This window comes from uncultured Kushneria sp., from assembly GCF_947497025.1.
In the GTDB taxonomy this organism is placed as follows: domain Bacteria; phylum Pseudomonadota; class Gammaproteobacteria; order Pseudomonadales; family Halomonadaceae; genus Kushneria.
This window is the reverse complement of sequence record NZ_CANMFC010000001.1, coordinates 231857-254378: the sequence shown is the minus strand read 5'-3', so window position 1 is coordinate 254378 and position 22522 is coordinate 231857. Positions and strand designations below refer to the sequence as shown.

Annotated in this window: 22 protein-coding genes; 15 read left to right on the top strand and 7 right to left on the bottom strand. The window is 60.7% G+C overall.

The genetic code is table 11. From position 1 onward, the window contains the following. Positions 1–115 precede the first annotated feature (115 nt). From Q0931_RS01220 to tatC, 13 genes are all read left to right on the top strand, one after another. The gene (locus tag Q0931_RS01220) at positions 116–2350 is read left to right on the top strand and encodes a primosomal protein N' (protein ID WP_299256450.1); all 2235 of its coding nucleotides are present in this window, start codon (positions 116–118) and stop codon (positions 2348–2350) included. Between the two features lie 223 nt (positions 2351–2573). Then, a complete protein-coding gene (gene argS, locus Q0931_RS01215; RefSeq protein ID WP_299256448.1) occupies positions 2574–4259 on the top strand; it encodes an arginine--tRNA ligase in 1686 nt (561 codons plus the stop codon). Continuing rightward, complete coding sequence (locus tag Q0931_RS01210; RefSeq protein ID WP_299256446.1) at positions 4260–5099, top strand: SPOR domain-containing protein; 840 nt, start codon at positions 4260–4262, stop codon at positions 5097–5099. A 310-nt stretch (positions 5100–5409) separates the two neighbouring features. Further along, complete coding sequence (hslV, locus tag Q0931_RS01205) at positions 5410–5931, top strand: ATP-dependent protease subunit HslV (protein WP_086620612.1); 522 nt, start codon at positions 5410–5412, stop codon at positions 5929–5931. A 2-nt stretch (positions 5932–5933) separates the two neighbouring features. Beyond that, positions 5934–7298, top strand: a complete 1365-nt coding sequence (hslU, locus tag Q0931_RS01200) for an ATP-dependent protease ATPase subunit HslU (protein WP_299256441.1) — start codon at positions 5934–5936, stop codon at positions 7296–7298. Between the two features lie 138 nt (positions 7299–7436). Further along, a complete protein-coding gene (locus tag Q0931_RS01195; protein ID WP_108843028.1) occupies positions 7437–7829 on the top strand; it encodes a DUF971 domain-containing protein in 393 nt (130 codons plus the stop codon). Positions 7830–7997: 168 nt separating this feature from the next. Then, entirely contained in the window at positions 7998–8744 is a 747-nt protein-coding gene (gene ubiE, locus Q0931_RS01190; RefSeq protein WP_299256438.1) for a bifunctional demethylmenaquinone methyltransferase/2-methoxy-6-polyprenyl-1,4-benzoquinol methylase UbiE, read from the top strand. A gap of 129 nt (positions 8745–8873) precedes the next feature. Continuing rightward, positions 8874–9509 (top strand): SCP2 sterol-binding domain-containing protein, encoded by a 636-nt coding sequence (locus Q0931_RS01185; RefSeq protein WP_299256436.1) that lies wholly within the window; start codon positions 8874–8876, stop codon positions 9507–9509. Then, the gene (gene ubiB / locus Q0931_RS01180; protein WP_299256434.1) at positions 9509–11137 is read left to right on the top strand and encodes a ubiquinone biosynthesis regulatory protein kinase UbiB; all 1629 of its coding nucleotides are present in this window, start codon (positions 9509–9511) and stop codon (positions 11135–11137) included. The genes Q0931_RS01185 and ubiB overlap by 1 nt, the downstream gene beginning before the upstream one ends. Before the next feature lie 96 nt (positions 11138–11233). After that, positions 11234–11572 (top strand): phosphoribosyl-ATP diphosphatase, encoded by a 339-nt coding sequence (locus Q0931_RS01175; protein WP_299256432.1) that lies wholly within the window; start codon positions 11234–11236, stop codon positions 11570–11572. Positions 11573–11667: 95 nt separating this feature from the next. Further along, positions 11668–11922 carry a Sec-independent protein translocase subunit TatA gene (gene tatA, locus Q0931_RS01170; RefSeq protein WP_299256430.1) on the top strand — a complete coding sequence of 85 codons (255 nt, stop codon included), beginning with the start codon at positions 11668–11670 and terminating at the stop codon, positions 11920–11922. 6 nt (positions 11923–11928) lie between these two features. After that, on the top strand, positions 11929–12453 hold the full coding sequence (gene tatB / locus Q0931_RS01165) for a Sec-independent protein translocase protein TatB (RefSeq protein WP_299256428.1): 525 nt from the start codon (positions 11929–11931) through the stop codon (positions 12451–12453). After that, positions 12450–13223, top strand: a complete 774-nt coding sequence (tatC, locus tag Q0931_RS01160) for a twin-arginine translocase subunit TatC (RefSeq protein ID WP_299256426.1) — start codon at positions 12450–12452, stop codon at positions 13221–13223. The genes tatB and tatC overlap by 4 nt, the downstream gene beginning before the upstream one ends. A 15-nt stretch (positions 13224–13238) precedes the next feature. On the opposite strand, the gene elbB is transcribed toward tatC, so the two are convergent. Then, on the bottom strand, positions 13239–13907 hold the full coding sequence (gene elbB / locus Q0931_RS01155) for an isoprenoid biosynthesis glyoxalase ElbB (protein WP_299256424.1): 669 nt from the start codon (positions 13905–13907) through the stop codon (positions 13239–13241). Between the two features lie 397 nt (positions 13908–14304). Here elbB and Q0931_RS01150 point away from each other — a divergent pair, with 397 nt between their 5' ends. Further along, positions 14305–14607: a hypothetical protein gene (locus Q0931_RS01150; RefSeq protein WP_299256422.1), complete on the top strand. Its 303-nt coding sequence runs from the start codon at positions 14305–14307 to the stop codon at positions 14605–14607. Between the two features lie 69 nt (positions 14608–14676). Then, entirely contained in the window at positions 14677–16872 is a 2196-nt protein-coding gene (gene ppk1, locus Q0931_RS01145; protein ID WP_299256420.1) for a polyphosphate kinase 1, read from the top strand. A gap of 98 nt (positions 16873–16970) precedes the next feature. On the opposite strand, the gene Q0931_RS01140 is transcribed toward ppk1, so the two are convergent. From Q0931_RS01140 to Q0931_RS01115, 6 genes are all read right to left on the bottom strand, one after another. Next, on the bottom strand, positions 16971–19112 hold the full coding sequence (locus tag Q0931_RS01140; protein ID WP_299256418.1) for a PhoX family phosphatase: 2142 nt from the start codon (positions 19110–19112) through the stop codon (positions 16971–16973). Between the two features lie 118 nt (positions 19113–19230). After that, positions 19231–20247 (bottom strand): 3-deoxy-7-phosphoheptulonate synthase, encoded by a 1017-nt coding sequence (locus tag Q0931_RS01135; protein ID WP_299257233.1) that lies wholly within the window; start codon positions 20245–20247, stop codon positions 19231–19233. Positions 20248–20308: 61 nt separating this feature from the next. Continuing rightward, positions 20309–20470, bottom strand: a complete 162-nt coding sequence (locus Q0931_RS01130) for a hypothetical protein (protein WP_299256416.1) — start codon at positions 20468–20470, stop codon at positions 20309–20311. A gap of 355 nt (positions 20471–20825) precedes the next feature. Then, positions 20826–20951 (bottom strand): hypothetical protein, encoded by a 126-nt coding sequence (locus Q0931_RS01125; protein WP_299256414.1) that lies wholly within the window; start codon positions 20949–20951, stop codon positions 20826–20828. 83 nt (positions 20952–21034) lie between these two features. Further along, positions 21035–21748, bottom strand: coding sequence for a dihydromonapterin reductase (folM, locus tag Q0931_RS01120; RefSeq protein ID WP_299256412.1), 714 nt, complete (start codon positions 21746–21748; stop codon positions 21035–21037). Next, on the bottom strand, positions 21745–22482 hold the full coding sequence (locus Q0931_RS01115) for an FAD-binding oxidoreductase (RefSeq protein WP_299256410.1): 738 nt from the start codon (positions 22480–22482) through the stop codon (positions 21745–21747). The genes folM and Q0931_RS01115 overlap by 4 nt, the downstream gene beginning before the upstream one ends. Between the last annotated feature and the right edge of the window lie 40 nt (positions 22483–22522).

Here is a 22522-nt window from a genome sequence, read left to right as displayed (position 1 = left end):
ATCCATGCATGGTCATCACGACCGATATAGAACGTGCTACCCTGCCGCGGCCCGTGGGTGCACCCTCGAAATACGGGCTGAATCACCCTCTTTTCAATTCTGGAGCAAGCCGATCGTGTCCACGTCCGGGCCTGACCGCGTGATTCTGGCGGTGGCCGTGCCCTCACCGCTCAAGCGAGTGTTCGACTACCTGCCCGGCCATGAGGCGCCCGAGGAGGGCTGGGTGGCCGGCGTGCGTGTGCGTGTGCCCTTTGGACGGCGCTCGGTGATCGGGGTGGTGATCGAGATTCGCCACCAAAGTGACGTCCCGTTGGATCGCCTGCGCTGTATCGAAGCCCTGATCGACCGCACCCCCCTGCCAGCAGACTGGCTGTGGCTGTGCCGATTTGCCGCACGCTATTACCAGCACTCGCTGGGAGACACCATCAGCAATGCCATGCCGGCTCTTCTGCGCCAGGGACGCCCGCTGGCTGCACGCTCGCAGGCGCGCTGGTTCATGACAGAATCGGGTCGCACCCCCGGCGAGGCGCTCGCGCGGGCGCCTCGTCAGGCCGAACTGCTGGCCGCCATCGCCCAGCATCCGCGCGGTCTGGTGGCGCCGGCCATCTCGGCTCTGGGGTTCAACCGAACACAGCTGAACGCCCTGCGTGACAAGGGGCTTATCGACTGTCGCGAGGAAAGCGTGGCAGCCCCCGCGAGCGAGCGAGTGCCCAAGACACTGGCCGAGCCCACGCTGCCGCTTAATCGTGAACAGGCGAGCGTGCTGGCCGAGCTGCATCAGGATCTGGACCGGTTTCGGGTATCGCTGTTGCACGGCGTCACCGGCAGCGGCAAGACCGAGGTCTATTTACAGCTGATCGAAGCGGTGCTGGATCGCGGGCGTCAGGCGCTGGTGCTGGTGCCCGAGATCGGCCTGACCCCGCAGACCCTGTCGCGCTTTCGAAAACGCTTTAATGCGCCGGTCATCGCCCTGCACTCCGGGCTCAACGACAACGAGCGTCTCGACAGCTGGGAAGCGGCGCGCTCGGGACGCGCCGCTGTACTGATCGGTACACGCTCGGCGGTCTTTACCCCGATGGCGCACCCGGGCGTCATCATCGTGGATGAGGAGCATGACGGCTCCTTCAAGCAGCAGGACAGTCTGCGCTACCACGCCCGCGATCTGGCCGTCGTTCGCGCCCAGCACGAGGGCATCCCTGTCGTTCTGGGCAGCGCCACCCCTTCGCTTGAGAGTCTTTCGCGGGCGCGTGACGGCCATTATCGCCATCTGCGGCTCAATACCCGTGCCGGCAACGCCGCCCCGGCCGCCCTGTCGCTGGTAGATCTGCGCGGCAAACCCCAGCGCGGTGGTCTGGGGCCGCAGGCACTGACGGCCATCAGAGAGCATCTTCAGGCCGAGCGCCAGGTTTTGGTGTTCGTCAACCGCCGCGGATTTGCGCCCACGCTGACCTGTCATCAGTGCGGCTGGCTGGCCGAATGCCCGCAGTGCGACGCCCGAATGACCCTTCACCGTGACCCGCATCGGCTGATCTGCCACCACTGCGAACAGCAGCGCGACGTTCCGGATGCCTGCCCGAAGTGCGGCAGTGCCGATCTCAGGCCTCAGGGCGCCGGCACCGAACGCACCGAAGAGGCCCTGCAGGAAGCCTTCAGCGATACCCGTATCATGCGAATCGACCGCGACAGCACCCGCAGGCGCGATGCTCTCGAACAGACGCTGACCGAAATTCGTCAGGGCGGCTCATGCCTGCTGGTCGGCACCCAGATACTGGCCAAGGGCCACCACTTCCCTCATGTCACGTTAGTGGTCGTGGTCAACGCCGACGGCGGACTTTACAGCGCCGACTTTCGCGCACTCGAGCACTCGGCACAGCTGCTGACCCAGGTGGCGGGCCGAGCTGGACGCGCCCAGCACCCCGGGCGGGTGCTGATTCAGACCCTGCATCCGGAGGACCCGAGTCTGAGACTGCTGGTGGAAGAAGGCTACGACGCCCTGGCCGAGGAGCTTTTGACCGAGCGCCGGCTGGCCGGTCTGCCGCCCTTTCGTTTCATGGCGCTCATGCGGGGTGAAAGCGCGCGCATGGAGGCCGTGATCGAGCTGTTCACCCGAGCCGGAGAGGCCATGCGAGCCTGGCTCGACGAGCGGGGGCTGGTGGTTCACTGCCTCGGGCCGGTCCCGGCACCGATGGAGCGGCGTCAGAACCGCTATCATGCCCAATTGCTGCTCAGCGCCGACCGGCGCAGCGCACTGCATGAGGCCAGCGCCTGGCTGGATGAGTGGATGACCCAGCAGGCCGATGCAAGACGCCTGCGCTACAGCATCGACATCGATCCGCAGGAGATGTATTAGAACGATGTCTGCGCTGGAGAGGGCCTGATACATCCCGGACACAATACCGGTTTTGACACTGTCCACGGTTGAACGATAATGGCGGGCGCCAAAGCGCCTGCCCCGTTGATTCATCGACAGCGGATTCATCGACAGCGTCAGCGCGGACGTTTTGTTACGGGGCGCGCAATTCAAGACCTGGCCGAATGCGTCGGGCCAGCCATCCACGACCATAGATGCCAGCATGAAAGAGACGATCACCCTACTGCTCAATACGGCGCTCGAGGCACTCAAGGCCGAAGGCGCCCTGCCCGTTGGCACCCAGCCCGACATTCGTGTCGATGCTGCGCGTGACCGGGCCCACGGCGACTACGCCAGCAATCTGGCCATGATGCTGGCCAAACCCGCCGGCATGAAGCCGCGCGATCTCGCCGAGCGTCTGATTGCCGCCATGCCGACCTCCGACGCCATCTCGAGCGTCGAGATTGCAGGCCCCGGCTTTATCAATTTTTTCGTCAACACCAGCGCCGCCGGCGAAGTGCTCTTCGACATTCTCGACGCCGGTGATGAGTTCGGCCGCAACCGCGACGGGGCCGGACAGAAGGTGCAGGTCGAGTTCGTTTCGGCCAACCCGACCGGCCCGCTGCACGTGGGTCACGGCCGCGGCGCGGCGGTCGGCGACAGCCTGTGCCGCCTGCTCGAAGCCAATGGCTTTGAGGTCACCCGCGAGTTCTACTACAACGACGCCGGTGCCCAGATTGATAATCTGGCCCTGTCGGTGGCGGCCCGCATCAAGGGCATCGAGCCCAACGACCCGGCCTGGCCGGCCGATGGCTACCGCGGCGAGTATATTCAGGATGTGGCGCGCGCCTATATGCAGGGGGATACCGTCACGGCCGATGACCGCCAGGTGACGGCCGCTGCCAACCCTGATGACATGGACGCCATTCGCGCCTTTGCCGTGGCCTGGCTGCGCCATGAGCAGGATCTCGATCTCAAGGCCTTCGGCGTTGGCTTCGATGTCTTCTTTCTGGAGTCCGATCTGTACGAGAGCGGCAAGGTGGAAGCCACCGTGAAGCGCCTGATCGAGGGCGGTCATACCTATGAATCCGACGGTGCGCTGTGGCTCAGGACCACGGACTTCGGGGATGACAAGGACCGCGTGATGCGTAAGCGCGAGGGCGGATACACCTACTTCCTGCCCGATGTCGCCTATCACCTGGACAAGTGGCAGCGCGGTTTCACCACCGTTATCAATGAACAGGGCGCCGATCACCACTCCACGGTCACCCGCGTGCGTGCCGGGTTGCAGGCGCTTGATACCGGCATCCCCAAGGGCTGGCCGGACTACGTGCTGCACCAGATGGTGATGGTCACGCGCTCGGGCCAGGAGGTCAAACTCTCCAAGCGGGCCGGCAGTTACGTTACCCTGCGCGACCTGATCGATGAAGTCGGCCGGGACGCCACGCGCTACTTCCTGGTATCGCGTGCGGCGACCTCGCAGATGACCTTTGATATCGATCTGGCACGCTCCCAGTCCAGCGACAACCCGGTCTATTACGCCCAGTACGCGCATGCTCGCGTCTGCAGTGTCGAGGCGAAGGCAGCCGAAAACGGCTGGGCCTTTGATGAGAATCTGGCGCGCGCGTCGCTGCATCTGCTCGAGGACGCCCGCGAGCGCGATCTCATCAACCGGCTGGGCAGCTGGCCCGAAACGGTGCGCCGCGCCGCCGACCAGCGCGAGCCCCAGCAGATTGCCCTGTATCTGCAGGAGCTCGCCAGCGAATTCCACACCTGTTACAACGCCGTCAAGGTCATGGTTGAAGACGCCAACCTGCGCAATGCGCGGCTGGCACTTGGCATGGCCGTACGTCAGGTCATGCGCAACGGTCTTGACCTGCTGGGCGTGTCGGCCCCCAGGGAGATGTAAATGGCACAGCGCCAGAGCAAAAAGGCGCCTTCTGGCAAGGGCGCCACATCACGCAACAAGTCAAAATCCGGCAGCGACGGCTTCCACATTCCCGGCTGGCTATGGGCACTGGTGGGCATCATCGCGGGCTTTGCCATCGCGCAGTACTTTCAAAATGATGCCCCACCCAAGCGCGATCAGGTGGCCGCTGTCGTGGCCAAAAAGCGTGCCGATGGCGGCAATCAGCAAAAGGAAGGTGAGGCGTCATCGCAGACCAGTGAAGAAGGCCAGATGCCGACCTTTGAGTTCTATACCCTGCTGCCCGAGTCGGAAGTGATTGCACCGAACGTGGAAGACTACAACTCGGCCCCGCGCCCGGGTACCGAGGGCGCCGTACTGGAACAGCACGCCCGACGCATTGCGGGCAACAACAGCAATGCCACGGTGAGTAATCCCGATGGCAACAGGACCTCTTCGTCACAGCAGAGCGCCCAGACACAAAAGTCCGAGCCCAAAAGCAGTGGCAGCAGTGATGCCATTCAGCAGATGGCTTCTCGCCATGAGGCGTCCAGCAGTCAGAAGAGCGCGCCTGCAAGGCAGGAAAGTGCGAGCAGCGCCGGCAGCGGCCCCAGCTACATGCTGCAGGCGGCGTCGTTCAAGTCACAAAGCGATGCCAATAACATGGCCGGCAAGCTGCGTGACCTGGGCCTTGTGATGCAGGTCAGCCAGGTCAAGACCGCGGACAACACTACCTGGTATCGCGTCCAGGCCGGCCCCTATCGCGATTCCGGCGAGCTTGCGCGCGCCAAAGGGCTGATGCAGACCCGCGGCATCGACCCGATGCAGATTCAGCAGCGCTGAGCCGCAGCTTCTGTACTCCCCGGGGCGCCTGTTGCCATGCAGCAGGCGCCCTTTTTCATGCCCGGGGGTCAAGGGTCTCTCTGTCATGCTCCAGGGCGAGCTCCTGGCGTCGCCAGAGCATTAAAAGCGGGCCATATCAGAGCTTGTTGCACACTTCAGACAACTTCCCCTGGGCTCATGGCTTGATTTGAGTGATGAAAGCCCGCACTTCAGGAGAAAGTTTTCAAAACGCAGACGACTTCACGCGCCTTCGGCGCTGTTTGCGTTCAAGTCACCAGGTGCATGTCACCAACGCATTGGAGTAGCGCCGATGACCACGATTGTTTCGGTTCGCCGTGGCGAACAGGTCGCCCTGGGTGGCGACGGACAGGTCTCGCTGGGCAATACGGTCATGAAGGGTAACGCCAGCAAGGTTCGCCGTTTTTACCGAGGTCAGGTGCTGGCCGGCTTTGCCGGCGGCACGGCAGACGCCTTTACCCTGTTTGAACGCTTTGAAGCCCAGCTCGAGAAGTATCAGGGGCATCTGACCAAGGCGGCCGTGGAACTGGCCAAGGAGTGGCGCACCGACCGCGCGCTGCGCAAGCTCGAGGCGATGCTGGCCGTGGCTGATCGCAACGCTTCGCTCATCATTACGGGCACCGGCGATGTGCTGGAACCCGAACACGGCATCATCACCATCGGTTCGGGTGGTCAGTATGCCAACGCCGCCGCACGGGCGCTGGTACAAAATACCGACCTGTCAGCGCGTGAAATTACTGAAAAGAGCCTCGCGATTGCGGCAGACATCTGTGTGTACACCAACCACAACGTGACGCTCGAATCACTGGACTGATCATGACTGAGACTTCCATGCCCTCTGAAAATGCCAACAGCCAACACATGACCCCGCGCGAGATCGTCCACGCGCTGGATCAATACATCATCGGCCAGGCCGACGCCAAGCGCGCCGTGGCCATCGCCCTGCGCAACCGCTGGCGCCGCATGCAGCTCGACGATGCGCTGCGCCCGGAGGTCACACCCAAGAACATCCTGATGATCGGCCCGACCGGCGTGGGCAAGACCGAAATCGCCCGCCGCCTGGCAAAGCTTGCCAACGCGCCGTTCATCAAGATCGAGGCCACCAAGTTCACCGAGGTCGGCTACGTCGGCCGCGATGTTGAATCGATCATTCGTGATCTGGTGGAAGCCGCCATCAAGCTGGTGCGCGAACAGGCCAAGTCTCAGGTCGGTCACAAGGCCGATGACGCCGCCGAAGAGCGCATTCTGGATGCCCTGCTGCCGCCGGCCCGCGGCAGCGAGTACGACAGCGGCAAGAGCCGTGACAGTGCCACGCGTCAGACCTTCCGCAAGCAGCTGCGCGAAGGCAAACTCGATGACAAGGAGATCGACATCGAGCTGTCACCGGCCGGTCAGGGCATGGACTTTCAGGCCCCTCCCGGCATGGAAGACATGGCCAACCAGCTGTCCAGCATGTTTTCGAACATGGGCAAGCAGAACAAGGAAACGCGTCGCATCACCGTCAAGGAAGCGCTCAAGCTGGTCCGGGACGAGGAAGCCTCCAAACTGGTCAGCGATGAAGACCTGAAGGCGCGGGCCATCGAAGCCGTTGAGCAAAACGGCATCGTGTTCCTTGACGAGATTGACAAGGTCGCCAAGCGCGCCGAATCCGGCAGCGGTGGCGATGTCTCCCGCGAGGGGGTACAGCGTGACCTGCTGCCGCTGATCGAGGGCTCGACGGTCTCCACCAAGCACGGCATGGTGCATACCGATCACATCCTCTTTATCGCCTCGGGCGCGTTCCATCTCTCCAAGCCCTCGGATCTGATTCCGGAGCTGCAGGGGCGTCTGCCGATTCGCGTTGAGCTGTCGGCCCTGTCACCTGACGAGTTCAAGCGCATTCTGACCGAGCCGTCGGCCTCGCTGACGCGCCAGTACGAAGCGCTGATGAAGACCGAAGGTCTGGACGTACAGTTCACCGATGACGGCATCGAGCGCATCGCGCAGATCGCCTGGCAGGTCAACGAAGGCACCGAAAACATCGGCGCGCGTCGCCTGCATACCGTCATGGAACGTCTGCTGGAAGAAGCGCTTTTTGAGGGCAGCGACATGCAGGGACCGCTGGTGATTGACGGTCCCTATGTCGATGAACGCCTGGGTGCACTGGCGCGCGATGAGGACCTGTCACGCTACATCCTCTAAGCATCTTTATCGTTTAACGCCAAAGGCGTATCCTGGGGGCGGCCCGTTCATGGGCCGCCCGCTTTTTTTTAAATGAATGCCGGTCCCGTTCAAGGGCGCGGCGTCATTGAGTGCTATTCAACATCATGGAGACGTCCCATGAGTGCCCCCATGCCAACCGGTGTTCACTACCATCAGCGCAGTCGCGAACTGGCGCTGACCTATGACATCAACGGTGAATCGCAGAGCTTTCGCCTCGGTGCCGAGATGCTCAGGGTCTATTCGCCCTCGGCCGAGGTGCGAGGCCACAGCCCGGAGCAGGCCGTTTTGCAGACCGGCATGAAATACGTCGGTCTTAAAAACATTACGCCGGTGGGCAACTATGCCCTCAAGCTGCACTTTGATGATGGCCACGACAGCGGCCTCTATACCTACGCCTATCTCTGGGAGATGATCGAAAACCGCGAGCTGTGGTGGGATGACTATCTTCACGAACTCAAAAAGGCCAATGCCTCGCGCGAGCCACTGGGCATACCGCTACAGCGTCAATGAACAAGGCGCCTGATGGGCGTCAGGACAAATGACTTCCTGAAAGCTACAATGGCTTTCGACAGGCGCGACCCTCCCGACCGGATAGACGACGCACCCATGCCCGCAGGGCAGGTAGCGCCACTGACGACACCAGAACACATGATTTGCAAACGCTGACAGGGGAACGCCATGGACAAGCAGACAACGCACTTCGGCTATGAGGAAGTCCCTGTCGAGGAGAAGGCCGGCCGCGTCGAGCAGGTCTTTGATAGCGTGGCACGCCGCTATGACATCATGAACGATCTGATGTCGATGGGTGTGCATCGCTTCTGGAAGCGCGTGGCGCTGGAGCGCTCGGGGGTCCGCCGCGGCCATGCGGTGCTTGATATTGCCGGCGGCACCGGTGATCTGACCGCCAAATTCGTGGAGCGGGTCGGCCCCACCGGTCGGGTGGTCCTGGCTGACATCAACGCCTCCATGCTGCAGGTCGGACGTGACCGACTGATGGATCGCGGTATCGGCGCTCAGGTCGAGATCGTGCAGGCCGATGCTCAGGCCCTGCCCTTCCCTGATAACACCTTTGACTGCATTACCATTGCCTTTGGCCTTCGCAACGTCACCGACAAGGATGCGGCGCTTGCGTCCATGACGCGCGTGCTCAAGCCGGGCGGACGGCTGCTGATTCTGGAGTTCTCAAAGCCCGTCAATACGGTCTTCGAGAAGGTCTATGATCAGTACTCCTTTCATGTCCTGCCGCGGATCGGCAAGTGGGTGGCCAACGATGCCGACTCCTACCGCTATCTGGCCGAATCGATTCGCATGCATCCCGATCAGCCAACGCTCAAGGCGATGATGGAAAATGCAGGGCTCGAACGCGTCGAGTACACCAACATGACCGGCGGTGTTGTCGCACTGCACCGCGGTATCAAGTTCTAAACGTCCCGTGCGGATGGTGCCCCTTTTGCGGCAGCATCCGCCGGGCCGCTTTCCCGACAGGGTGAATGGCATGACACACGCGTACTTCATGACTTTTCGTCATTGCATACCTCAAGGGCAGTTCTGCTGATGTCCTTTATCACCCCCGTATTGCTGGCCGGCATCGAGAAAACCGTCAATCGCCTTCTGGCGCGTGACCCGGCGGCCCCATCGCGTTTGGCGGCCATGGCCGGGCAGCGCCTTTTGCTGAGACTTGAATCACCCCGGATCGAAGTGCTGGTGATCTTTCACATTCATGGTCTGACGCTTGCCTCACTGCCCGATGGCGAGGACCGGGACGCCGACACCACCATCGAAATCGATGCCGATACGCTCGGCGCCCTGCTGGGCGGCATGCCGATACAGTCGCTCATGACCAGCCACCGCCTGGTGGTACGCGGCCAGCTCGGCCTTTTGATGCAGGCACGCGAGCTGTTGATGGATCTTGATATCAACTGGGAAGGCGCCTTCGCCGAATGGTTCGGTGAGGCCCCGGCGCATAGTCTGGCCACCGGACTGCGGCGCCTGGGCCACTTTGGCGTGCACTCCTCCAAAAGTCTTGAACAGGATCTGCGCGAGTACATCCTGGAAGAGGGTCAGTGGCTTGCCGGCCGTGCCCGCTTCGATATGGCCCGCGAACATCTGACCGAACTCGAAATTGCGACGGACCGGCTGAAAGCGCGGCTGGAACGTCTCAACCGTCGTCTGCGAGGGCATCACTCTTGATGACGCTATGGCGCCTGATCCGTATTGCCTGGGTGGTGACCCGTTATCGGCTCGACAGTCTGATTCCGGCCGAACGCCTGCCGGGCTATGCCCGTTTTGTGATGGCCATCGCCCCCATTCGGCTGTTCCCGAAAGGGGACAGGACGCGCGGTGAGCGCCTGCGCCTGGCGCTCGAGGATCTGGGCCCCATTTTCATCAAGTTCGGGCAGATGCTCTCGACCCGACGCGACCTGATGCCGCCGGACATCGCCGTGGAGCTCAAGCGACTACAGGATCAGGTGCCGCCCTTTCACAGCGACACGGCGCGCCACATCATCGAAGAGGAGCTGGGCGCCCCGGTCGGCAAGCTGTTCGATCACTTCGAACCCGACTCGATGGCCTCGGCGTCCATTGCCCAGGTCCATGCTGCACGGCTCCATACCGGTGAAGAGGTTGTGGTCAAGGTAATCCGACCCGGCATCGACAGCGTCATGCGCAATGACATTGCGCTGTTGTATACCTTTGCCAGGGTGCTTTTGAAAATATGGCCCGAAGCCCGGCGCCTGCGCCCCGTGGAGGTGGTCAAGGACTACGAGTCCACCCTCTTTGATGAGCTTGATCTGCAAAAGGAAGCCGCCAACACCTCCCAGCTCAAGCGCAACTTTCAGCACTCTCCGCTGCTGCACGTCCCGACCATCTACTGGCCGCTGACGCGCAAGCGCGTCATGACCCAGGAGCGGGTCAACGGTGTTCCGGTGGCCGATACCGACGCGCTGGAAGCCCAGGGCGTCGATATGCGACTGCTGGCCGAACGCGGCGTTGAAATCTTTTTCACCCAGGTGTTTCGCGACAATTTCTTTCATGCCGACATGCACCCGGGCAATATCTTCGTCGATATCAGCAACCCCAGCGATCCGAGCTACATCGCCATCGACTGCGGGATCGTGGGCAGCCTGACCCGGGAAGATCAGGACTATCTGGCACGCAACATCATCGCGTTTTTCCGCCAGGACTATTACGAAGTGGCCATGCTCCACATCGAGTCCGGCTGGGTCGGGGAACATACCCGTGCCAACGAGTTTGCTGCCGCCATCCGCTCGGTCTGTGAGCCCATTCTGGAAAAACCGCTCAAGGACATCTCCTTTGGTCAGGTGCTGATGGGGCTTTTCCAGACGGCGCAGCGCTTTCACATGGAAGTGCAGCCACAGCTGGTTCTTTTGCAGAAAACCCTGCTCAACATTGAAGGACTGGGACGCACGCTGTATCCGGAGCTTGATCTGTGGCATACCGCCAAGCCCTTTCTGGAGCGCTGGATGCACGAGCGTGCCGGCCCCAAGGGGTTCTGGGAAGAGCTCAAGCGTCAGGCCCCGGATCTGGCCCAGCGTATCCCACAGCTGCCGGTACTGGCCCACCAGGCCCTTTCCCAGGTCGAAAACGAGCGCAAGCACCGCGAGCAGCAGACAGCGGCCTTCGTGACCCTGAAAAACTCCTTTTCAGGCGTACGCAAGGGCGCACGACGGATCAGGATCGGGCTGGTGCTGATCGCAGGGGCCCTGGCCTGGCAGCCCCTCTCCCAGTGGGCGATGCAGCAGCACTGGAGCCTCCTGGCCGCAGCCGGTATCGGGCTGGCGCTGGTCATCTGGCGCTGAGCACCGCAGAGAACATCGACAGATTGCGGACGGTGATGATATAAGCTCCCATCGTCCTGAACACGCCCTGGCATGATGAATCAGGAATCCATTTCAATGAGCACTATCCTCGACCAGCTCGACCAGAGCCTGGCCAGCCGGCGCCACGGCGACGCTGATACATCCTACGTCGCCGGCCTGCACCAGCGCGGTCTCAACAAGATTCTGGAAAAGGTCGGCGAAGAAGCGGTCGAAACGATCCTTGCCGCCCGTGACGCCGAGCATGGCGATGACGCCGCCCGTCAGGCGCTGATCAGCGAGACGGCCGATCTGTGGTTTCATTCGCTGGTGATGCTGTCGCATCTGGGACTTGATCATCGCAGTGTGCTTGAAGAGCTGGCACGCCGTCAGGGCATTTCGGGGCTGGTAGAAAAGGCATCGCGCGCCGAGGGGTAACATTTCCCCCTTTTACCTGTCCTATCATTACAATGATGGGTGCAGTACCGAATCAATCAATGAACGTGTCCGATCGGGCACAATGGAGAAACGCCATGTTGGGTGGCATCAGTATCTGGCAGCTTCTGATCGTTCTGGGCATCATTATCCTGATTTTCGGCACGAAGAAGCTTCGTAATCTGGGCGGTGATCTGGGTGGCGCCATCAAGGGTTTCAAGAATGCCGTCAATGACGATGACGATGAGACAGCCAACAAGCCTCATCAGCGCGTCAAGCACGACGAGACCCCGGGCAACGAGACCATCAATAGCCATGCGGACACGCGTGACAAAGAAGACACCCGGAAATAATCCTTCATGTTCGATATCAGTTTTCCCGAGCTGATCGTGGTCGGTGCCATCGCGCTGGTGGTGCTGGGCCCCGAGCGTCTGCCAACGGCAGCCCGCACGGCTGGTTTATGGCTGGGAAAGATCAAGCGCACGGTGTCCAGCGTTCAGCAGGAAATCACCTCGCAGCTCGAGGCCGAGGAGCTGCAGCGCAAGATGAAAAGCCAGCAGGACCGTTTTGACCAGGGTCTGAAAAAGGCCCGAAATGATATCGAAAGTCTGGGCGATGATCCCTCGGCCAGCAGTCGAAAGCTGTCGGACAAGGCACTTTCCAATGATCGCCCCGCCAACCAGCAGAGTGAGTCGTCGGAGCAGCACGGCGAGACATCGAGCGCCGAGGCATTGTCGGATCGCCACGCCAATACCGCCGACCCATCGACTGCCCCGCCGTCGGCTGCCGAAGCGGCCGCCAGCGAGCAGACAACCTCCGACACCCCTTCCTCCGTGCAGTCACCGGTATCGGACAGCCATGACAGGGATAAACAGGATCGATGAGCCCACAGGACGATAATCAGTCGCAGACACCGCTGATCGATCATCTTATTGAGCTGCGTTCACGCCTTTTGCGCGCCATGATTGTCATCGTGGTCGTCTTTGCAGCGCTCTATGCCTTTTCCAACCAGATCTATACCTTTGTGGCCGAGCCGCTCATGGCGCTGCTGCCGCCCGGCTCGCAGATGATTGCCACCGAAGTCGCCTCACCCTTTCTGGCGCCTTTCAAGCTGACCCTGATCGTGTCGCTGTTTCTGGCTATCCCCTTTGTGCTCTATCAGGCCTGGGCCTTTATCGCCCCGGGCCTTTACGCGCACGAGAAAAAGCTGGCCCTGCCCCTTCTGGGCTCGAGCATCCTGCTATTTTATGGCGGGGCGGCCTTTGCCTACTACGTGGTGTTTCCACTGCTGTTTCAGTTTTTCACCACGGCAGGGCCGGCGGATGTTCAGATCATGACCGACATCAACGCCTACCTCTCCTTTGTGCTCAAGCTGTTTCTGGCCTTCGGACTGGCATTTGAAATTCCGGTGGCCACCTTTTTGCTGGTGCTGACCGGTGCAACCACGGTGCAGGCGCTGTCGGCCAAGCGCCCTTATGTGGTTATCGGCTGTTTTATCGTCGGCATGGTGCTCACACCACCCGACGTCATTTCACAGACGCTACTGGCAGGCCCGATGTGGCTGCTGTTCGAAGTCGGCATCATCTTTGCCCGTCTTATCCGGCGCCCGCGTGGCGGCCGTGATGATGTCGAGATGAACGACGCCGATAGCTGAGTAACCAGCCGCGCGTCAGCGCGGCTGCTCCATGAGCGTATTCACACGATCTACCAGCTTGAAAAGCCCCTGCGCCACGTCTGACGGCCGCTTGCCCATGAGCCAGCCGGGCGTGGTCAGAACGCGGTGCTCGATATCCACCACGATCTCGCCGACGCCGGCACTCTTGTGCAATCCCCCCATGGCACTGATGGTGCCGGACAGCTCGGCGCTGTGACCCAGCGTGACCGGAATGGCCTGCTCAAAGAGCCGCGGTACCAGCAGTGCTGCCATACCGACCAGCGCGATGGGCTTGTGGGCGTCATGAAACTCGTGAAGCTGGCCGACCAGCTGTTCAAGCACCTGCATGGAGGAACCACTGACGGCAAAATCGCTCAATTGATTGATGGCGCCATGCCCACCGGGGATGATAATCGCGCCAAACTCCCCTGCCTGAAGCCTGTCCAGCGGATAAATCCGCTCATGTACCATGCGACATGACTCCACCATGGCATGGCGACCTTCACTGTTCATGGGCTCGCCACTGGTGTGGTCTATCACATGATGCTGCGGCACGTCCGGAGCAAAGCAGCTCCACTCAAGCCCGAGTTGATCCAGGCGCAAAAGCACCATCGTCAGCTCCTGCACATCGGTGCCATCCAGCCATCCGCACCCGGAAATCACGACTGCTACACGCTTTTTCATGCTGCTGCTCCCATGAGATTCATGACATCCGCCTTCCCGGGCAGATAGTGGCGAAAGGCGCTCACACAGGCCTGTCGAATGCGACGATCGTTATCACCGCTGCCGGACAGGCCAGCTATTATGGTTATGTTGGTTGTGTCACTTTTGTGTTTCAGGGGTTCTCTTTTGTCTGCCATTGCCTCACGCCAATATTCTGCCACCCGTCGGCGTCGCATGCGCCATGATGAGTTCCCGACCGCATGATGCGCGAAAGCATACTGACCGTGGATGATCTGATTCTGCCTGTGGCCATACAGGATGGATGGCAGCATCGGGGCCACCCGGGAGATTATGGAAATCGAAGGACTGACCGATACCCCCTCTCGGATGCATCCGGCCAAAAGTCACGAGGCGCGACATGAAGCCGCCATGGTTATCATGCGAAGGCACCGATGCCTTCATGATCAAACCGGGCATGCCCTTTCCGAACGTACTGTATCGCGTCAAACAGACGCTGGGGGTCCAGACTTTCGTCTACCAGACGAGCGTCAGGTACGCCATGCACAAGGCCACCTTCGCCAGCGGCTGGCTGAATAAAGAGATAGTCATACTGGAATCACTGCGGTGCTTCAAGCGTCGGTGCCGATGGCATCGTGAGCTGGCATGCAAGGCAGGCCGCACAGGCTCTCAGGATGTTATGACTGTCATCAAATGGTCATGAGAGTTTCCCACACTGATGAATGCGCTGCCTTTCTTTTGGTGGCGCATGTCATTTTCAGGAGAGTTCTCGATGTCATCACTACCCACTAACCCGGCTTCTGAAACGCCCACTTCACTCGAGAATGATCCTGCCTCCACACTGAGGATCAATCATACACACGCCGGTATTCGCGCCCGGGCAGCGGCCAATGCCCTGCGCGATCTGGACGATGCCGGACTCTATTTCAACCGTGAATTGTCCACCCTGAGATTTCATGTCCGCGTGCTGGAACAGGCGCTGGACGAGACCCATCCCCTGCTCGAACGGCTCACCTTTTTGCTGATTTTCTCGTCCAATCTGGATGAGTTCTTCGAGATCCGCGTCGCCGGCCTCAAACGACGCATTGCCTATGGCAATGAAGACGCGGGAATGGATGGCCACTCGACGTCCAGCATCTTTCGGGAGATCGTGACCACTGCCCATGAGCAGGTCGAACGTCAGTACCATATTCTCAATACCCGACTGATACCGGCGCTGGCCGAGCGCGGCATCCATTTTCTGCGCCGTAACAACTGGAACAGGGCGCAGCGGGAGTGGGTCAGCACCTATTTCGATGACGAGATCATGCCGGTCATCAGTCCGATCGGGCTGGACCCGTCTCACCCTTTCCCACGACTGGTCAACAAGAGCCTTAACTTCATCGTCGAACTGGAAGGGCGTGATGCCTTCGGGCGTGAAGGCGGCATGGCCATCATCCCGGCACCTCGCTCCCTGCCCCGCCTGATCAGGCTGCCAACAGAACTGGAGCGCAGGGAATGTCAGGAGTACGTGTTTCTCTCCTCGATGATTCATGCCCATGCCGAGCAGCTCTTCCCCGGTATGACCGTACGCGGCTGCTATCAGTTTCGACTGACCCGCAATGCCGATCTTGCCATGGACACCGAGGATGTGTCGGATCTGGCCTCGGCGCTTAAAAGCGAACTGCTGGCCCGACGCTACGGCGATGGCGTACGTCTTGAAGTGGCCAACAACTGCCCGGCCCACTTGAGCGGTTTCCTGCTCAGACAGTTCAAGCTTGGGCAGGAAGATCTGTATCTGGTCGATGGCCCGGTCAACCTGAGCCGGCTGATGGCGATGATCGGTGACAGTGACCGCTTTGATCTACGTTACACCCCTTTCGTGCCGGGCCTGCCAAAGGCGCTTCGCAAGGATGAGAGCCTCTTTGACCTGATCAGTCGGCAGGACATTCTGCTGCTGCATCCCTGGGAGTCGTTCGGCGCGATCGAAAACTGGCTGGCCGAGGCCGCCCGCGATCCAGGTGTTCTGGCCATCAAGCAGACCCTTTATCGCACGGGGGCCGATTCCGGCGTCGTCAGTGCGCTGGTCGATGCCGCCCGCAGCGGCAAGGAAGTCACGGTCGTGGTCGAGCTGCGCGCCCGTTTTGACGAGGCCGACAATATCGCGCTGGCGTCACGACTTCAGGAAGCCGGCGCCAACGTGGTCTATGGCGTCATGGCCTACAAGACCCACGCCAAGATGCTGCATATCGTTCGCCGTGAAGCGGGGCGCATTCGCCACTATGCCCATATGGGCACCGGCAACTACCACTCAAAAACGGCAAAGCTCTACACCGACTATAGCCTGCTGACCGCACGCGAGACGCTATGCGAGGACGTGCATCATGTCTTTCAGCAACTGTCGGGCATGGGCGAGCCGCGCCACACCGAACACCTTCTGCACGCGCCCTTTACACTGCACCGTCGACTGGTAGAACTGATCGACCGTGAAACGGCGCATGCCCGCAAGGGACGCAAGGCCATGTTGACGGTCAAGTGCAACTCCCTGACAGAGCCCAAACTGATTCAGGCGCTGTACCGGGCCTCTCAGGCCGGCGTCATCTGTCAGCTGATCATCCGGGGCACCTGCTGCCTGCGCCCGGGCGTTCCCGGCATCTCCGACAACATTACGGTCAGATCCATTGTGGGGCGCTTTCTGGAACACACCCGTGTCTTTTACTTTCACAACGCCGGCAAATCGGAGACCTGGTGTTCCAGCGCCGATTTCATGGAGCGCAACATGTTTCATCGGGTAGAGACCTGTTTTCCTCTGCTGGACAGGAAGATTGCCCAGCGGGTCAGAAAGGATCTCGATACCTACATGCTGGACAACTGCCAGAGCTGGACACTTCAACCGGACGGTCATTATGAAAAGCGCTGCCCGGGCAAGGATGAAGCCGCCATCAGCGCGCAGGAAACCCTGCTTTATGCCTATGCCGCCCGCCCCTGACAGGATATTCAGGCTCGCATGAAACGGCTCGGGCCGCATAAGGCGGCCCGAGCGATTATTTTGCTGACTGATGCGCTGCCATGACAGGTGTCAGAATGTTAAACGCCAATTCTGCCCCCATCGCGTTTTTGAATGACGACTGTCGATGAACGTGGTCGCACCTGCCCCTGCGCTGCTTGAGTGGCGTCCTCGGTATCGGCGGCCGGCCAGTTGGCCGGGTGCTGAATATTGATAAACAGTGCCGTCCGATCAGGCGTTGCAAAAATGCCGGTGACTTCGGCGTCATTGGGGCCGATGGCGAAACGCTTGAGCTGAGCCTGGTTTTGAGCATTGATGGCAGGCTGGCCATCCTGACTCATGGCACCGGGGACCACGGCCAGCACCTGATCGTTGGTCATTTCGGCCACCGCATTCTCGCGCCCCTTGTCCAGGCCGTTATCCGTTTCGATCCAGAGAATGCCTTCACCGTTGTCACGCTCGTCAAACCAGAGACCGTCGGGACTTGCAAAGGCGTTGACATCGGTCAGCCCGGACAGATTGCTATCGGCATCACTGGCACTGCCACCAAAGACGAAAGGTTCCCAGCGCATGCGGGTGGGGTCGTCACTGCTTTCCTGCCAGCGAATAATATGGCCATAGGTATTATCCGGGCGCGGATTGGCAGCATTGACCGGCGCGGTCGCGTAACCACTGCCCATGGCGGCCGCATTGCCCTCGCCGGTAAAGCTCGCCTCGCTGTCCTCTTCGGTGCGTTTCGAGTTGTTGGTCAGCGTCATGTACACCATGCCCGAATGCGGATCGACCGTTCCCCACTCGGGGCGGTCCATGGGCGTGGCGCCCATTAGATCAGCGGCGTCGCAGGTATTGATGATGATACCGGCCTGATCCTTGAACAGTTCCCCCAGACGACGCCCCTTGTGCTCGCCCCGGGGGATGATGGCGTCCACGCTCAGAGGCAGCCACTCACCGGTACCATCGGCATCAAAACGGGCCACATATAGCGTCCCTTCATCGAGATAGCGGGCACCGATGGCCTGGCGATCATAGGCTTCGCCCGGGCGATTGGCATCGCTTTGCTGCCAGTGTTTTTTAGTGACGAACTTGTAGATGTATTCGTTGCGGCTGTCGTGGCCGGTATAAAAGGTCAGCGGCATGCCCTCGACGACACGACCGGGCCAGCAGCCCTCGTGACGAAAACGCCCCAGCGCCGTGCGCTTGTAAATGGCGCTGCCAGCATCGTAGGGATCAATCTCGACGATGTAGCCAAAACTGCGAGCCTCGTTACGGTAGTCCTTCGAGGGATCGTCACCGCGTGGGGTATTGTCAAAACGGCTGAATTCCCCCTGTTCGCCATCATCAGCGCTTTCCCAGCCATAGCGGCCGCGCTCGCCGTTGATACCGAGACGCGCCTGATCAGGCGTCAGCTCGCCCTGATTGGTGAACACCTCGGGCCAGTTTTCTTCACAGGTCAGGTAGGTGCCCCAGGGGGTATGGCCGCAGGCACAGTTGTTATTGGTGCCGCGAACGCGCGTGCCGTCGGGTGACCAGGCAGTGACCACCCAGGGCGTCCCGCGCACGGGGCCGGCAAGCTCCATGGGGGTGGCCGAGGTAATGCGCCGGTTGTGGCCATCACCGGCCACCGGCGCCCAGTGCCCCTGATCATCACGGCGCAGACGCACCACCGCCACACCATGGGCGTTGATCTCGGTACGCACTTCATCGGCCGGGCGCGCGCCCTCATCACTGTTGGTCGGGCCACCCTGCGGCGCCCAGAGGGCCGTCTGATCGATATATTCGTGATTGATGGCCAGCAGAAAATCGCGCGAGGCGTGCTGCGTGTCCAGCGGGAAGTGATACATGCCGTCGTGATGCATGCCCATGGCGCGTGCCTGAAAGGCCGGTGTCATGTGAATGTCCTGCTGCCAGCCGGTATTACCGCCATCCAGTGACGTCCCCCAAGGGACAAGAACCTGAGCGGTATAGCCCTCGGGCACCACGATGGCATCCGTCATGCTGCCGGGCAGCGATTCGAAACCCAGTACAAGCCGGCGGTTCGAGGGATCGGCGCCGGCCTGACGAATGGCAGCACCCAGACCAAAATCGGTGAACAGTGTGGCAGCGGCAAGCCCCAGACTGCCCTGCAGCATGCGACGACGCGACAGGTAGCGCGTCATTACGGACGAGAAAGGACGATTACCGCTCTCGTTGTGGTCGTCGTGATTTTCAATTTCCTGGCTCATGTCATCGCTCTCAAGTCTTGATCGATGAGCCGAGATTACGACGATATCATGACAGGTTTTTGACAGCCCCATGGCCCGGGATGGCTGTCGCTTGATCCCGGACCACATTTCGAGGGCTTCAGGTATGGCGGATGGCCAGGCGCTGCGCCGCACGACGCAGATGATGCTCGGTGTCCACCCAGCCCAGACAGCCATCGGTGATGGAGACGCCATAGCGCAGCGAGCCGCCCAGCGCCTGCTTGCCCGTTTCGAGATGACTCTCAAGCATCACACCGACGAGAGATGAAGTGCCATCGAGACGCTGGCGAATGACCTCATCGAGTACCAGTGGCTGACGAGCGGGATCCTTGCTGCTGTTGGCATGGGAGCAGTCCACCATGATGGCGCCTGAAACACCTGCCGCCCTGAGGGCATCAGCAGCCCCTTCCACGCTTTGAGCGTCAAAGTTGGGACCGTGGTGGCCGCCCCGCAGCACCAGGTGGGTATCGGGATTACCGCTGGAATGCAAAAGCGCCGGGCAGCCTCTGTCATCGAACCCCGGGTAGCGATGGCCGTGGCGGCTGGCCCCCATGGCATCAATGGCGACCTGAATGCCGCCGTCGGTGCCGTTCTTGAAGCCTGTCGGCATGGGCAGCGCACTGACCATTTCACGGTGGATCTGCGACTCGGTGGTACGCGCTCCCACCGCTGCCCAGCTGACGAGATCATCCATGTAGGCGCTCAGCATGGGCTGGAGCAGTTCACAGGCGATCGGCAGCCCCAGTGCCGTAATGTCGCGCATGAGCCGGCGCGTACTGGCCAGCCCTTCGGCCATGTTGTCGCTGCCATCCAGATGCGGATCATACACCAGTCCTTTCCAGCCCACGGTCGTACGCGGCTTCTCCACGTAGACCCGCATGACCAGCACCATGCTGTCCGCTACCTCATCGGCAAGGCCTTTCAGACGCCGGGCATAGTCCAGCGCGCTGTCGCGGTCATGAATGGAACAGGGGCCCATCACGACCAGCATGCGCGAATCCTGTCCGTTCAGGATATTGCGGATCGTCTGACGATAACCTGCGATCTTTTCCTTTAGAGCGGGCTCAAGCGCAATGGTCTCCTTAAGGGCGCCGGGCGTCGGCAGCGGCTGGGCCATGGTGGGGACACCAGCATGACCGCTCTGGTCGGCGGACACGGGATGGGCCGTTTCAACAGTATCAAGCAAGGCGTTCATGGCGTTTTTCTATCCTTTGACAGCGTAATGAGGGTAAACGTGGAGCGCCCTGTATCAGCACGCCGGCGGTCAGCGCTCGAGTCGCCACCAGCGTGTGATTAAATCGCCAGTCAAACATCAGATAGTGGTCATAAGTCATTGTCATGCGGCTCTCCCTCTGATGTCTGTCGGATCATTTGCCGTGATGCGAAAAACAAAAAACCCCGGTGGCGTGCTGCCGACCGGGGTTTTTGAGGGTGGGCAGCACGGTGGATACCGGCACGCCCTGATGTTCAGGCGTGCCTGTCTCTAAACCAATAGCCCACTGGATAATCGACCGTGCTCAAGGCACACGACGACACCGCTGTTGCCTTTTGGGCCAGCAGGGTCAGCGTGTCATTGAGCGCGAAATGCAACATGCGACGTTATCCTGATCAAACATTTTGATACCACATCATGGGGCACCTGCCCTCATGATCGATCATCCGAGACTAGCATGACTTCCCGGGGTGAGAAACGCCTCAGATGAGAAACTCCCTCCAGATAAACAGCGCCGGCAATGCGGCGGCCAGCGATACCACCACTACGCCGGCCACCATACCGACCAGCAATGCACGATCCTTCAGTAACGTCGACGGCGATGTCATGATGGCCACCTGTCACGGTTGTTGGAACAACATTGTCTTGAACATCGTGGTTGTTGTCTGGCGAGTGGTTCGCCGCTATCAGTTCACTTCACATGGCGCCCGCCGTCAACAGGCAATGTGACCCCTGTGACGAAAGCACTATCGAGCAGATAGCGCACGCCCTGCCAGATCACCATCGGTCCGGGCACTGCCGGCAGCGCTGATTTACTGTTGAGATGCGCCACATAGTCATCGGTATCACGGGCGTTGAGCATGATGCCTGCCGGTGCGATGGTATTGACCTTGATATCGGGCGCAAAGCGTCCGGCCATCGACAGGGTCAGATTCTCGAGACCGGCCTTGGTGGCCGCATAGGCCATGTGCCTTTGCGAGCCGTGAGCGGCGCTATAGTCGGTAATATGGATGATGTCGCGCATGGGTTCGGGGCAGGCCATCAAAAGCTCGTGAGCATGCAGATTAATGAGATAGGGCGCCTGCATGTGCACCTGGAACATCAGGGCGAAATCCTCGCCGCAGGCGGCACTATCCTCATCACGCTGCCAGTGCGAAGCGTTATGGATGATGGCCCGCAGTGCCGGCGTCTGTGCCTTCAGTCGGGCAATGAAATCCAGAATGGCCGACTCGCTCGAAAAGTCGGCATAAAGGGCCACGATGCCCCGGGCTCTCAGCGCCTCGATGGCCGGTCGTTCACGGCGATAGGTAATGATGACCGGATGGCCATCGTCATGAAGGCGTTCGGCACAGTAGCGGCCCAGTCGCTGACCGCCGCCGGTGATCAGTATGGGCGCCTGACTCATGACGCCTCGCCCTGCCCCTTTACTCGGGGTGCATAGCTGAAAACATCGGAAAAGATTCGCTTGGCCATGGGCTCGATGCGCGCCAGCGTATCAACCACGGCATAGACCATGCCGGGGGAGCCGGCAATAAAGATGCTGGCTTCATCGGCGCGCTGGACCCGGTCATGCAGGGCGTTGTCGATGCGCTCGACCACGCCATCAAAATCCTCTTCTCCGGGCAGCTCCACGACCGGCGTAAAGCTGAAGTGCTCATTGTGTTCGGCCCAGTGGCGCGCCTGCCATTCCATGTAAAGCTCGCTGCGCGCGCGCGCCGCCCACCACAGATGGATAGGACGCTCGGGATGCAGGGCCAGCGAGGCCTCGATGATGGATTTCATCTGCGCAAACCCGGTACCGGCCGCGATCAGCAAAAGCGGACGCGGATCATCAAGTTCCAGCACGGATTCCCCGCCGGCCAGCGATACCTCGATATCGGCCCCCACATGGAGCTGTTCAAACAGCGCCCGAGCGTTGTCGCTTTCGGCGATATACTGGACATGCAGCTCCAGAATGCCCTCGCCGTTGGGCGCATTGGCAATCGAGAAAGGCAGATGATTGCCCTGCACAATCAGCGTCAGATACTGCCCCGGGGCAAAAAGAATCTGTTGCGGGTCGCCACGCAGAAACAGGCGATAGACATCGGCCGATAGCGTTTCCATGGTCTCGACCCTACAGGTCAGCGTCCTGGCAGACATGGTGCTTCCTTCAATCGATAGAAATGCAGCAGTGCATTGT